This is a genomic window from Nocardiopsis sp. N85, from assembly GCF_028882275.1.
Lineage (GTDB): Bacteria > Actinomycetota > Actinomycetes > Streptosporangiales > Streptosporangiaceae > Nocardiopsis > Nocardiopsis lambiniae.
In genome coordinates, this window is the sequence record NZ_JARBUT010000012.1 from 205,188 (window position 1) to 218,350 (window position 13,163).

At 70.7% G+C, this 13,163-nt stretch carries 11 protein-coding genes; 10 read left to right on the forward strand and 1 reads right to left on the reverse strand.

The window, feature by feature from the left end:
* Window positions 1-2: 2 nt before the first annotated feature.
* Window positions 3-725, forward strand: a complete 723-nt coding sequence (locus PWG71_RS18330) for a FadR/GntR family transcriptional regulator (RefSeq protein WP_274811037.1) — start codon at window positions 3-5, stop codon at window positions 723-725.
* A 45-nt stretch (window positions 726-770) separates the two neighbouring features.
* Here the strand turns inward: PWG71_RS18330 and PWG71_RS18335 are convergent, their stop codons facing one another.
* Complete coding sequence (locus tag PWG71_RS18335) at window positions 771-1,088, reverse strand: hypothetical protein (RefSeq protein ID WP_446725050.1); 318 nt, start codon at window positions 1,086-1,088, stop codon at window positions 771-773.
* Window positions 1,089-1,258: 170 nt separating this feature from the next.
* Between PWG71_RS18335 and PWG71_RS18340 the strand changes: the two genes are divergently transcribed.
* From PWG71_RS18340 to PWG71_RS18380, 9 genes are all read left to right on the forward strand, one after another.
* Complete coding sequence (locus PWG71_RS18340) at window positions 1,259-2,101, forward strand: ion transporter (RefSeq protein ID WP_274811039.1); 843 nt, start codon at window positions 1,259-1,261, stop codon at window positions 2,099-2,101.
* Between the two features lie 170 nt (window positions 2,102-2,271).
* On the forward strand, window positions 2,272-3,960 hold the full coding sequence (gene pgi, locus PWG71_RS18345) for a glucose-6-phosphate isomerase (protein WP_274811040.1): 1,689 nt from the start codon (window positions 2,272-2,274) through the stop codon (window positions 3,958-3,960).
* Between the two features lie 598 nt (window positions 3,961-4,558).
* A complete protein-coding gene (locus PWG71_RS18350; protein WP_274811042.1) occupies window positions 4,559-4,903 on the forward strand; it encodes an SH3 domain-containing protein in 345 nt (114 codons plus the stop codon).
* Window positions 4,904-5,319: 416 nt separating this feature from the next.
* Window positions 5,320-6,348, forward strand: a complete 1,029-nt coding sequence (locus PWG71_RS18355; RefSeq protein ID WP_274811043.1) for an ABC transporter permease — start codon at window positions 5,320-5,322, stop codon at window positions 6,346-6,348.
* 175 nt (window positions 6,349-6,523) lie between these two features.
* Window positions 6,524-8,236 (forward strand): ABC transporter substrate-binding protein, encoded by a 1,713-nt coding sequence (locus tag PWG71_RS18360; RefSeq protein ID WP_274811060.1) that lies wholly within the window; start codon window positions 6,524-6,526, stop codon window positions 8,234-8,236.
* A gap of 297 nt (window positions 8,237-8,533) precedes the next feature.
* A complete protein-coding gene (locus tag PWG71_RS18365; RefSeq protein WP_274811046.1) occupies window positions 8,534-8,962 on the forward strand; it encodes a VOC family protein in 429 nt (142 codons plus the stop codon).
* 465 nt (window positions 8,963-9,427) lie between these two features.
* On the forward strand, window positions 9,428-10,789 hold the full coding sequence (locus PWG71_RS18370; protein WP_274811047.1) for a PP2C family protein-serine/threonine phosphatase: 1,362 nt from the start codon (window positions 9,428-9,430) through the stop codon (window positions 10,787-10,789).
* Window positions 10,789-11,835: a cobalamin B12-binding domain-containing protein gene (locus PWG71_RS18375; protein ID WP_274811048.1), complete on the forward strand. Its 1,047-nt coding sequence runs from the start codon at window positions 10,789-10,791 to the stop codon at window positions 11,833-11,835. The genes PWG71_RS18370 and PWG71_RS18375 overlap by 1 nt, the downstream gene beginning before the upstream one ends.
* Before the next feature lie 186 nt (window positions 11,836-12,021).
* Window positions 12,022-13,032, forward strand: a complete 1,011-nt coding sequence (locus PWG71_RS18380; RefSeq protein WP_274811050.1) for an ABC transporter permease — start codon at window positions 12,022-12,024, stop codon at window positions 13,030-13,032.
* Window positions 13,033-13,163 lie beyond the last annotated feature (131 nt).

The following is a 13,163-nucleotide window of genomic DNA, read 5'->3' on the forward strand; positions in this document are numbered from 1 at the left end:
TCGTGGACGGTTCCGACTCCGAGCGCACCTCGGTCACACGGCGGGCCGTCGAGCGCATCAAGGAGATGATCTCCTCCGGGGAGGTCGGCCCCGGTCAACGCCTGCCCACCGAGCGCGACCTGTCCGCCCGCCTGGGCGTCTCCCGCAGCTCCATGCGCGAGGCCATCCGTTCCCTGACCACCCTGGGAGTCCTGGAGGCCCGCCACGGAGCGGGCGTCTACGTCACCGCGCTGCGCCCCGCCGACCTGCTGGAGACCTTCTCCGTGCTGGCCGAGGTCTCCGGCGGTGAGACGCTCCTGGAAGTCCTCCAGGTCCGCAGGATCATCGAACCCGCCGCCACCGCCCTGGCCGCCGCCCGCGCCACCGACGCCGACCTGGAGCGGATCGGCGCGCTTTTGGACCGCATCGACGGCGACCCCGCCACGGCCGCCGACACGGTGACCGCCGACCTCGGCTTCCACCAGGCGATCGTGGCCGGCACCGGCAACGCCACCCTGGCCGCCGTCAACGACGGTCTGTCCTCACGGACGTTCAACGCCCGTGTGTGGGCCGGCCACCGCGAGGCCGGGTTCACCGACGCGCTGCGCGAGGATCACCGGCGCATCCACGAGGCCCTGCTGGCCCGCGACCCCGAGGCCGCCCGCGCCGCCGCCACCGTCCACGTCATGCGGGTGGAGCGGTGGCTCACCGCGGAACTGGCGACCCGGGAGACCCGGGACCGGTAGACCCGGCGCGCTCCGGAACCGTCGGGCCGGGCCGCACCCGCGTCGTCACATTCCGCGCTCGCGCAACCTCTCGGCGAACTCCTCGGCCCGCAGCACCCGTGCCAGATCCTCGCGCCGCGACGTGGGAGGCGTCTCCTCCTCGGGCTCGGGCGCCTGCTCGGGCACCTCCCGGCGCAACTCGGCACCGATCCCCAGAGCGCCCTGGTCCTCGATCTCCTCGATCCGCAGACCGTAGGGATGATCGAGCAGGTACCCGGCCACCACGCTGTCCTGGTTCGGGGCGCCCACGTCCATGTCGGCGTCGACGTCGTCGATGTCCTCGTCCCGGTTCCGGTCCGGGTACTCCTCGGTTGATCCGACCACCGGCGGCCCCCTCACCCTCGGTCATCCCTGGACCTTCGATCATGCCTGTTCGGAGCGGGGGATTCCAGTTCCGAGCGGGACGGAGCGGGACGAGAGGGGAACGGCCGTCCGTTACGGACGGTAGGATTCTGCGGCCCACCCCCCACCACAGGAACGGAGCCCCCTTCCCCGTGACAGCGCGCGAACGGGTCCGTACGATCGTCGACGCCTCCTGGTTCCAGGGCACGGTCGTCTCCCTCATCCTCGTCAACGGCGTCATCCTGGGCGTGGAGACCTCCACGAGGGTCATGGCCGCCCACGGAGGGCTCCTGCACGCCATCGACCTGTGCATCCTCGCCCTTTTCGTGGTGGAACTGGCCCTGCGGATGTTCGCCCACCGCGCGGCGTTCTTCCGCGACCCGTGGAGCTGGTTCGACCTCGTCATCGTCGGCATCGCCCTGCTGCCGGCCTCCGGACCGTTCGCGGTCCTGCGGGTGCTCCGTGTGCTGCGGGTCCTGCGCCTGCTCTCCGTCATCCCCAGCCTGCGCCACGTCGTCGCCGGGCTGTTCCGGGCGATGCCCGGCATGATGTCGATCCTGTTCCTGGTGGTCCTGCTGCTGTACGTGTCGGCGGTGATGGCGACCCGGCTGTTCGCGGAGGTCTCCCCGCAGTACTTCGCGGACCTGCCCACCTCCCTGTTCACGCTGTTCCAGATCGCCACCGCCGACGGATGGGGCACCATCGCCAAGGACGTGATGGAGCACGAGCCGATGGCGTGGGTGTTCTTCGTCGTCTTCGTGCTCGTGTCGACACTGGTGGCCCTCAACCTGTTCATCGCCGTTGCGGTGGAGGCCCTCGAACGGGACGACGACGAGCCGCCCCGGGGCGGTGGCGAGGGCCGGGCCGGCCACGGCGGTTCCGGACCCGACGACGAAGGCCCCGAGGGACAGCGCCTCATCCTCGCCGAACTGCGCGCCCTGCGGGCCGAGGTGGCGTCGTTGCGACGCGAGCGCGAGGGCGTCGGTCCGGGCTGATCCGTCCCATCCGATGGGACGGATCGGGGAGGACCTGTGGAAAACCCCGCGTTCGGCTCCGGACGTGGCAGGGTAAGGATCACAGCCGCAACGCGGAGCGCACGGCGCGGACCGAGCACACGTGTCCCTCGCCCCGCACCTGGACCTTACGGACGACGAGGAGCGACCGGATGTCTGCCACACCCCTCCCCCGCGCAGAGGGCCCCGGAGAGCGTGCCCGCGCGGCCATCGCCCTGGACCGACGGGACCAGTGGACGGCCCTGGCCGGGCACCGGGCCCGGCTGACCGGCACGCGTCCGCGCGACCTGTTCGACGCCGACCCCGCGCGGGCCGACCGTTTCACCCTCGACGTCGGCGGCCTGCACGTCGACTACTCCAAGAACCTCCTCACCGACGAGACCCTGCGTCTCCTGGTGGACCTGGCCGAGGCGACCCGGGTCGCCGAACTGCGCGACGCCATGCTGCGCGGCGAGCACATCAACCTCACCGAGGACCGGGCCGTGCTGCACACCGCCCTGCGCGCCCCCCGTTCGGCGGTCATCGAGGTCGACGGCCACGACGTGGTCCCCGGGGTGCACGAGGTCCTGGACCGGATGACGGAGTTCGCCGACGAGGTGCGCTCCCGGCGCTGGGTCGGGCACACCGGGCTGCCCGTGCGGCGGGTCGTCAACATCGGTATCGGCGGCTCCGACCTGGGCCCGGCCATGGCCTACGACGCGTTGCGCCCCTACACCGACCGGGGGCTGGAGTTCCGGTTCGTGTCCAACGTCGACGGCGCCGACCTGCACGAGGCGCTGGTGGACGCCGACCCCGCCACCACACTGTTCGTGATCTCCTCCAAGACCTTCACCACGATCGAGACCATCACCAACGCCACCGTCGCCCGCCGATGGCTGGTGGATGGACTGGGTGCGGAGGAGGCCGTCTCCCGGCACTTCGTGGCGGTGTCCACCAACACCGAGGAGGTGACCCGGTTCGGGATCGACACCGACCACATGTTCGGTTTCTGGGACTGGGTGGGCGGTCGCTACTCCTATGACTCGGCCATCGGGCTGTCGCTGATGATCGCCATCGGTCCCGAGCGGTTCCGGGAGATGCTCGCAGGGTTCCATCTGATGGACACCCACTTCGCGACCGCGCCCATCGAGCGCAACCTGCCGTTCCTGCTGGGGCTCATCGGGGTCTGGTACGGCGGTTTCTGGGGGGCGGAGAGCCACGCGGTGCTGCCCTACGCCCATCACATGGCGCGGTTCCCGGCCTACCTCCAGCAGCTGGACATGGAGTCCAACGGCAAGTCGGTGCAGCGCGACGGGCGGCCGGTCACCTGGGAGACCGGGCCGATCGTGTGGGGCACCCCGGGCACCAACGGACAGCACGCCTACTTCCAGCTGCTGCACCAGGGGACCCGGTTCGTGCCCGCCGACCTCATCGGGTTCGCCGAGCCGGCCCCCGACCTGCCCGAGGCCCTGGTGCCCCAGCACGACCTGCTCATGGCCAACATGTTCGCCCAGGGGCAGGCGTTGGCCTTCGGTAAGACCGCCGAGGAGGTCGCCGCCGAAGGGGTGTCGGCCGAACTGGTCCCGCACCGTACCTTCGCGGGCGGGCACCCCACCACCACGATCCTGGCGGAGCGGCTCAGCCCATCGGTGCTGGGGCAACTGGTCGCCCTGTACGAGCACAAGGTCTTCGTGCAGGGGGCGGTGTGGAACATCAACTCCTTCGACCAGTGGGGGGTGCAGCTGGGCAAGGTGCTGGCCAAGCGGGTCGAACCCGCGCTCACCGAGGGGGCCGAGGTATCGGGACTGGACGCCTCCACGGCCGCCCTGGTGGCCCGGTACCGCACACTGCGCGGGCGTTAGCCCCGTCATCGCGCGGACCGCGTGATGACGGGCGTGGGCCGCGACCCTCCCCTCCCGTGGGGACGCGAGCGCGGCCCGCGACGTGTTCGGGGCTCCGGTGGAAGGGAGCGTCGGGCCCCACGCGGGGTGCCGGTCCGTGTGGATGGTGCGCGTCTTCGACGCTCGTGCGGTCGGAACCGCTCGGAGCGCGGCCGGGACGCGACAGGGCGGGCGGGTGTGCCGCGCGCGGGGGACGCGGGTCCGGGTGGGTGCCGTGCGCCGGAGGCGGTGCGCTGGGACAACGGCCGTACAGGGGCGCCGCCACAGGAGAAGGTACCGGGAGCCGAAAGGGATCGTGTTTTTCGGTCAGGACACGTGGGGGGAGAACGCCGTCGTTAAATCCTCGCCGTGGGTGAGGAGGGCAGGTGGGTCGTGCCGGGAAGGGTCCCGTTCTGCTCAGAGAAACGGTCCAATGATGAAACATCATGACCTGAGCCGGACAATTCAAGCATTGAGCGGTGCATTGCCGTTACGGTTCCAAGGGTCCGTCGGAATCGTTTCCGGTACCGGTGGATGGAAATGCCTTCCCGCTTTTTCCCATGATCTTCGGAGGATCATCGTGACCACGCCCCCCAAGCGTTCGCTCTCACGCTCGCTCGCCGCGATCGCCCTGTCCGCCGTCACCGTCGTCGGTGGTCTGGCGTTGGCCTCCCCGGCGCAGGCCACCGCCGCCCCCCAGGAGGCCTCGGCCTCCCAGGTCCTGTGCCCCTACCGTGTCACCGTCGACGGGCTGCGCGTCCGCAGCGGCCCCGGCACCAACCACCCCGCCGTCGGCTGGCTGGGCATCAACTCCATCGTGTCGGCCACCTCCACGGTCCAGAACGGGTTCCGCCAGCTCGCCGGGACCAACCGCTGGGCCTCCAACCAGTACCTGAGCCGCACCAGCGGGCAGTGCATGGTCTGACGGACCCCTTTTCGCGCGCCGTCCTTTTCCGTGTGCTCCTCGCGCGCACCGCTTCCTTTCCGCCCTCCTTTTCGAAGCACTCTTTCCTGCCGTTCCCCATCCGGTGGGGAACGGGGCGCGGGGTCCCGCGCGTCCCCGCCCGGGGTGCGCGGAGGGTCGACCGGCCGCCGGGGAGACGACGTGTCGGCCGTTCGGGTCGGCGCCGGCCGGGGACCCCAGGGTCCCCGGCCGGTGGTGTGCCCGGGGTCGTGAGGAGGCCGAGGGTCCGACGCCGACGGGTCGGCGGGACACCACCCGGGCGCGGACGGGGACGGTGCCCTGCGGTCGGCGCGGATGTTGGAAATGGACACGCCATTCGTGCAAGCTCTACGTAGTCGATCTACTACGTAAAGCGATCTACGGGGGCAGTGCCGCACATGACCGCGCCGATGGACGCGCCGGAGTCCTCCCAGCACGCCGACCCCGAAGCGGTGGTCGCCGGGGCGAAGAACGCCGCGAGCCGATCCCTGCGCCAGATCGCCTGGCAACGGTTCCGCAAGGACAAGGTCGGTATGGCCGGCGGGATCGTCGTCATCCTGCTCATCCTCGTCGCGATCTTCGCCCCGCTGCTGACCGCCTGGTTCGGCCACCCGCCCAACCAGTTCAACCAGCAGATGATCGACCCGGCCACCGGCGGCGTCCTGCTCGACCCCGACGACCCCGTGCCGGGGATGCTGGACCCCTGGGGCGGCATCGGCGCCGATCACCTCCTGGGCGTCGAGCCCGTCAACGGCCGCGACCTCTTCAGCCGTATCGTCCACGGCGCCCGCACCTCTCTCCTGGTCGCCACCGTCGCCACCGTCGTGTGCGTCGTCATCGGCACCGTTCTCGGCGTCGTCGCCGGTTACTTCGGCGGCTGGGTCGACACCGTCATCAGCCGGGCCATGGACATCTTCCTGGCCTTCCCGCTGCTGCTGTTCGCCATCGCCCTGGTCGGCGTCATCCCCGACGGAGCGTTCGGCCTCACCGGCAACGGACTGCGCATCGGTGTCCTGATCTTCATCATCGGCTTCTTCAACTGGCCCTACATCGGCCGCATCGTGCGCGGGCAGACCCTGACCCTCAAGGAGCGCGAGTTCATCGAGGCCGCCCGCAGCCTCGGCGCGGGAAGCCCCCACATCGTCTTCCGGGAGATCCTGCCCAACCTCGTCACCCCCATCCTCGTCTACTCCACACTGCTCATCCCCACGAACATCCTCTTCGAGGCGGCCCTGAGCTTCCTCGGCGTCGGCGTCAACCCGCCCACGGCCACCTGGGGCGGCATGTTGGAGAACGCTCTGCGCTTCTACACCATCGCTCCGCACTTCGTGATCATCCCGGGCCTGGCCATCTTCATCACCGTGCTCGCCTTCAACCTGTTCGGTGACGGCCTGCGCGACGCCTTCGACCCGCGTTCCTCCGACTGACGGACCCGCCCGTTCGCCGTACGCGGCGGGCGGACCCGGTTCTCGACCGTGCTCCGCACGGTTCCCGCAGCAACCCGATCCTGGAGGCAAGGTGAACACCCACCACGGCACACCCGCGACGTTCCGGGGGCGCCGACACGCGGCTCCCGCGGCCGTCGGCACGGCCCTGGTCCTGATGCTGACCGCGTGCGGCGGCGGGGGCGGAGGCGGCGGCGGAGGGGAGGTCGACGCCGAGTTCAACCAGGCGGAGGCGGAGGTCGTCAATCCGTCCGACCAGACCGGCGGCACCCTCCGGTACGCCATCTCCGCGGACTTCGACTCCCCGGACCCCGGCAACACCTACTACGCGTTCAGCTGGAACTTCACCCGCTACTACGCGCGCACCCTGCTCACCTACACCGAGGCCCCGGGCGAGGCCGGCACCGAACTCCAGCCCGACCTGGCCGAGGCGCTGCCCGAGGCCAACGAGGACTCCACCGAGTGGACCGTCCGCCTCAAACAGGGGCTGAGGTACGAGGACGGGTCGGACATCACCGCCCAGGACGTCAAGTACGCGATCGCCCGCAGCAACTTCGGCGACCAGGCCCTGCCCAACGGGCCCAAGTACTTCCAGCAGCTCCTGGCGGACAGCGAGGACTACGAGGGGCCCTACGCCGCCGAGGGCGACCCCCTGGACGGCTTCGACGGCATCGAGACCCCGGACGACCACACCCTGGTCTTCCGTCTCAACAAGAGCTTCTCGGAGTTCCCGTACGTCCTCATCCAGCCGCAGACCGCGCCGGTACCGCCGGACGCCGACCGCGGTGAGCAGTACCAGAGCCAGGTCGTCTCCTCGGGTCCCTACAAGTTCGACGGGGAGTACCGGCCGGGCGTGTCACTGAACCTGGTCCGCAACGACCAGTGGGACGCCTCCACCGACCCCACCCGCGAGGCGCTGCCCGACCGCATCGAGGTGCAGCTGGGCGTCGACCAGAACGAGATCGACCAGCGCCTGGTCAACGGCGAACTCGACGTGGACATGGCCGGTGTCGGCGTGGGCCCGGCGATGCGCGGCAGCCTCATCACCGATGACGCCCGTCGTGTCAGCGTGGACAACCCGCAGACCAACACCCTGCGGTACGTCAACATCAGCACCGTGGTCGAGCCGCTGAACGACCCGGCCTGCCGCCAGGCGGTCATGTACGCGGCCGACCGCGACGCCCTGCACCGCGCCTGGGGCGGTGACAGCGGTGGGGACATCGCCACCCAGATCATGCCCTCGGCCCTGCCCGGCGCCGACCCGGACATCGACCCCTACCCGTCCGACGACGACAAGGGCGACCTGGAGATGGCCCGCGAGAAGCTGGAGGAGTGCGGGCGGCCCGACGGCTTCTCGACCTCCATCGGCGCCCGCGCGGACCGGCCCTCGGATGTGAGCACCGCCGAGGCCGTTCAGCAGGCTCTGGAGCGCGTGGGCATCGAGGTCGAGATCAAGCAGTACCCGTCCGACACCTACACCAACACCCAGGCCGGTTCCCCGGACTTCGTCCACGAGAACGACCTGGGGCTGACGGTCTACGGCTGGGCCCCGGACTGGGCCAGCGGCTACGGCTTCATGAGCAAGATCCTGGACGGCGACGCCATCCAGGACGCGGGCAACTCCAACATCTCCGAGTTCGACGACGACGAGGTCAACGGCTGGTTCGACGAGGTCGTCACGATCGAGGACCCCGAGGAGCGGGCCTCGATCTACACACGGATCGACGAGCGGGCCATGGAACAGGCCGTCATCCTGCCGGCGGTGTTCGAGCGCACGGTGATGTACCGGCCGCCGAACCTCACCAACGTGTACTACCACGCGGGTTACTCGATGTACGACTACATGTCGCTGGGCACCACCCGGGAGTGAGAACCAGTAGGTAGGACAGCGGGACCGTTCCCGCGTACGCGGGGCTCGGCCCTCCCGCGACGACCACCGTGCCGCGCACCCGGGATCATCCCCGCGTGCGCGGCGCTCGTGCTTGATGACCTGCGTCAACGCGGAGCGTTGGCTCCGCGTCATGTGGCCTCGCGGTAGGGCGCACGAGGGCGCGGAGGCCCCGAAGGGGCAGCCGAGGTGAAAGATGTGGGCGCGGGGGCGATGAGTTCGAAGGTGGATGGGGGTCGGAACGGGAGAGGTCGGAAGACGTAGGGAAAGGGAGTGCTCATGTCCTCGGGTGATGTCGATGGGATCGTTCTGAGCCTGCCGATCGCGGATCGGATGCGGGCGATGGTGTTCTACCGGGAGGTGTTCGGGTTCGAGGCGCTGGGCGAGCCGGCCGAGGACGGGGTGCCGGAGCCGTTGCGGTTCGAGATCGGTGAGCGGACGCGGCTGATGCTCATTCCTTCGGGAGGGTTCGGCTGGGTTCTGGGGGAAGGGCGTGAGGTCGCACCGGCGAAGTCGCACGAAGTGCTGCTGAGTTTGACGGTCGGCGCACACAGCGCGGTCGATGATGTGATCGGGCGGGCCCGGCGGGCCGGGGGTGAGATCGTTGCGGAGCCTCAGCAGCAGCCGTGGGGGTACACGGGTGTCTGCGCAGACCTGGACGGCCATCTCTGGCAGGTCATCGTCGCGGCTGCCGCCACCTCCTCATGAGTTCGGGGTGGAGACCGGAGGCGGCCTCCACCCCCGGAGGCCGCGGATGTCGCCCCGGGCGGGGCGTGACGTCGGCATGTCGGCGGAGGTGTTCCTGGAACCGGTCGGGGTGGGACCGTGGTGGGGTCGGCCGGGTCAGGGCGGACCGCGCTCCGCACCGGTCCGTCCCCGGGTGCGCGGCACCGGTGTCCGTCCCGGTGGGCGTGGCCAAGAGGTCACGGCAGCGGTTCAAGCCCTGTCGTCTGTCTGAATGAACTGCGAGGACGCGACCGAGAGGAAGTCACACCACTCCAGGGGGCATGCCCCCGCTCCTCGGTGCGGCCCGGGAACAGAACCGTGCTCGGATACCGTTCCGATCACAGGGGCGACCGTCCCCTCATCCGGGGCCGTCCCGGCGGCGTCGTCCCCACCCTCGTGAGCGGGTGATGGCGATGTGCGCCGTTCATCCGCCCCACCCGCGCCTTCATGGGGAGCAAGGTATTGCCGCCGCCCGGAACCGATGAATCCGTGCCGTCGGCCGACGGGGGAGGACCCACGTCCTTCCGGTCGGTCGTCTCGACCCTGCGGTCCGACCCGTCGGGTATCGCGCTGGTGCGCGAGTCCCTCCGCGGACTGGCGGGGGTGCTGCATCCCGAACGCCTCACCGAACGGGCGGTCCGCCTGCCGCTCGACTCCATCGCCGACGTCTGCGTGCTCTTCGCCGGTCGCCCCGGCGGTTCGCCGCGGTGGACGGCCGGGGTGTCCGGTCGGGAGAACGGCGGTGACGGCGTGGTGGTGCGCGGACGCTGGTCCGCCGAGACCGCCTCGGCCGCCCCGTGGCTGACCGAGGGGGCGGAATCCGGTCCGGACGCCGTGGACCTCCCCCCTGGAGACCCGGCGGAAGGGCTGCTGCGCGAGGTGACCGGACGGGAGATCTCGGGTCAGATCCGGGTGGTCCCCCTGCCCGGCCTCGCGGGCGCGTTCGGTGCCCTGCTCTGGTATCGCCGGTACGGCCGCTTCACCCCGTCGGAGGCGGACCTGCTCTCCGAGTACGCCGAGAGGGTCGGCTCCGCGCTGGGATCGGCCCACCTCTACCAGTACCAGGCACGGACCGCCACCACCCTCAAGGCCGCCTTGGTGCCCGAACCGCTGCCTCGGGTGGACCGGGTGGAGCTGGGCTCCTCCTTCCGCTCGGCGTTCGAGGCCGAGCGCATCGGCGGCGACTTCTACGAGGTGGAGGACGCGGGGGACCTGATCCACTTCTCCTTCGGGGACGTGTGCGGCAAGGGCAACGACGCCGCCGTGCTCACCGGGCTCATCCGCCAGTCCCTCCAGGCGCTGCGTCTGGTGGAGACCGCGCCGCTGCGCCTGTTGGAGCTGCTCAACGTCCTGCTCCTGCGCACCGACCCGGAGAAGTTCAGCACCATGGTGCTGGGCACGGCACGGCCGCTGCCCGGCGGAGGGCTGCGGATTCGCGCGGCGGGGGGCGGTCACCCCGCCCCCCTGGTGGTGGGGGTCGACGGCACGGTCCGGGAGTTCGCGCCGGGCGGGATCTTCGTCGGCGCGATCGAGGAGGCGGTCTTCCGCGAGGCCGAGACCGACCTGGCCTCGGGGGAGGCCATGGTGGTGTACAGCGACGGGGTCACCGAGGCCCGCAACCCCCTGCTGGACGGGGAGATGCTCGGGGAGGAGAGACTGGCCCGCCTACTGGCCGAGTGCGGCGGCATGCCCGCCCCGGCCATCGCCGACCGGGTCGCCCAGGCGGTGGGCGACTGGTTGGGCGGAGCCGAACACGACGACATCACGGTCCTGGTGCTCCAGGCCGTGGCCACCCCGGGTACCTCCTGATGTCGGGCAGCGCCGCGGAGCCCCCCGCGTCCGGGCTCGACCGGACCCGGGACGCCTACTTCGAGGCGGTCACCGCGATGGACGAGGCGACGGCCCTGGACGTCGTCCGCCGCGCCCTGGCCCGCGGAGACGATCCCGAGACGCTTCTTCTGGAGGTCGTGGCCTGGGCCCAGCGGCGTGTGGGCCTGCTCTGGCAGACCGACGACTGGAGTGTGGCCCGCGAGCACGCGGCGACCTACATGGGCGAACGCGCCACCGCCCTGATCACCGAGCACGCGACCGAGGCCGCGACGCCGCGCGGCGTCGTCGTGGTCGTCTGCGCCGACGGGGAGTGGCACAGCCTGCCCGCCCGCCTCATGGGCGAGGTGTTGCGGCTGCGCGGTTGGCGGGTCCGGTTCCTGGGGGCGAGCGTCCGGACCCGGCACCTGGCCCTGCACCTTCAGGAGTACTCGCCGGACATCGTCGCCCTGAGCTGCTCGCTGCCCTCGCGGCTGATCGCCGCGCACGGCATGATCGAGGCGGCCCGGCGCACCGGGGTCCCGGCGATCGTGGGCGGCGCGGGCTTCGGCGGCGACGGCACCCTGGCCGAGCGCATGGGCGCTTCGCTGTGGGCCGCCACCGCCACCGAGGCCGCCGACCTGTTGGAGAAGGGGCCGCCGTTCCCGGTCCGGCGCGGTCCCGCGTCGTTGCCGTTCAGCGACGAGTACACGACCATCCTGCGCCGACGGAAGGGTCTGATGGGCGTCTGCCTGCGCAGCGCGGAGGAGGCCCATGGGGGCCGAGGGCGCGTTCTGGAGGGGGCGGACCTGGACCGTACGGTGGAGGAACTCGCGCACATCCTGGACTTCCTTCTGGCGGCCCTCTACGTGGGCGACGATCGGGTGTTCACCCGGTTCCTGGAGTGGACCCGGGTGGTGATGGAATCGCACGGGGCGCCGTGGGGCCATGTCGTGGGGGTGCTGGGCGTTCTGGAGGCCGAGCTGTTCGACCACCCCGAGGCCGCGGCGCTCGTCGCCCTGGGCAGGGCGGCCCCCGGGGAAGGGTGAGCGGGGCCCCGCAGGTCTTCCCCGGGTCCGCGCCCGCGTTCTCCCGTTTCCGGTCAGGCCACACGCCGTGTGATCAAGCGTGATCATTCAAATGCGCTGCGTTATCTTTGTCGTCTCGGGTCGCGACTTCGCGCCCCTGCCGAATCCCCCTCCGAGGCGGGCCCGACGACAGAAGGAACACGCGCCTTGCCGACCTACATCCTGCGCCGTCTGGGCGCCGGTCTGCTGCTCCTGGCCGTGGTCACCATGGTCACCTTCGCGATCTTCTACGTGGTGCCCAAGTGGGCCGGCCGCACCACCGAGCAGTTGGCGACCATGTACGTGGGTCGGGCCCCCACGCCCGAGGCGATCCAGGCCACCATCGATCGCCTGGGCCTCGACGAACCGGTCATCGTGCAGTTCGGCGAGTTCGTACGCGGGATCTTCTTCGGCGCCGAGTACCGGTTCGGCCGCGACACCATCGAGTGTTCGGCCCCCTGCTTCGGTTACTCCTTCCAGACCTACCAGGAGGTCTTCCCCGAGATCGTGGCCCGCCTGCCGGTCACGTTCTCGCTGGCTCTGGGCGCGGGCGTCATCTGGCTCGTCGGCGGTATCGCGGTCGGCGTGATCTCCGCCGTGTGGAAGGGCAGCCTCTTCGACCGGGTCGCGATGGCGATCGCCCTGGCCGGCGTGTCCCTGCCCATCTTCTTCACCGGTCTGCTGGTGCTGGCCTTCCCGGTGCACTCCTGGGGCTGGTTCCAGACCCCGCGCTACGTCCCCCTCACCGTGGACCCCCTGGCCTGGGCCGCGGGGATGTTCCTGCCCTGGTTGACGCTGGCGTTCCTGCACGCCGCCATGTACGCCCGCCAGACCCGGGCGGGCATGCTGGAGGTGCTGGGCGAGGACTACATCCGCACCGCCCGCGCCAAGGGGCTGAGCGAGGGCAAGGTGGTGCTCAAGCACGCCCTGCGTCCCACGCTGACCCCCATCGTGACGATCTTCGGCCTGGACCTGGGCCTGGTCCTGGGAGGAGCGGTCCTGACCGAGCAGGTGTTCTCCCTCAACGGCATCGGCCGGTACGCGGTGAACGCCATCACCCAGAGCGACCTGCCGGTCATCCTCGGGGTGACCCTTTTCGGCGCGTTCTTCATCGTCGTCTGCAACCTGGTCGTCGACCTGATCTACCCGTTGATCGACCCGCGCGTGCGCATCCACTAGCGCACCGCCCTCGTGACCACGACTTCGGCCCCAGAGAGCAGAGGCGTCCCCGATGAGCGAATCCGCACCCGAGCCCGTCGTCCGGGTGGACGACCTGCGGGTGACGTTCCCGACCATGGACGGCGACGTCC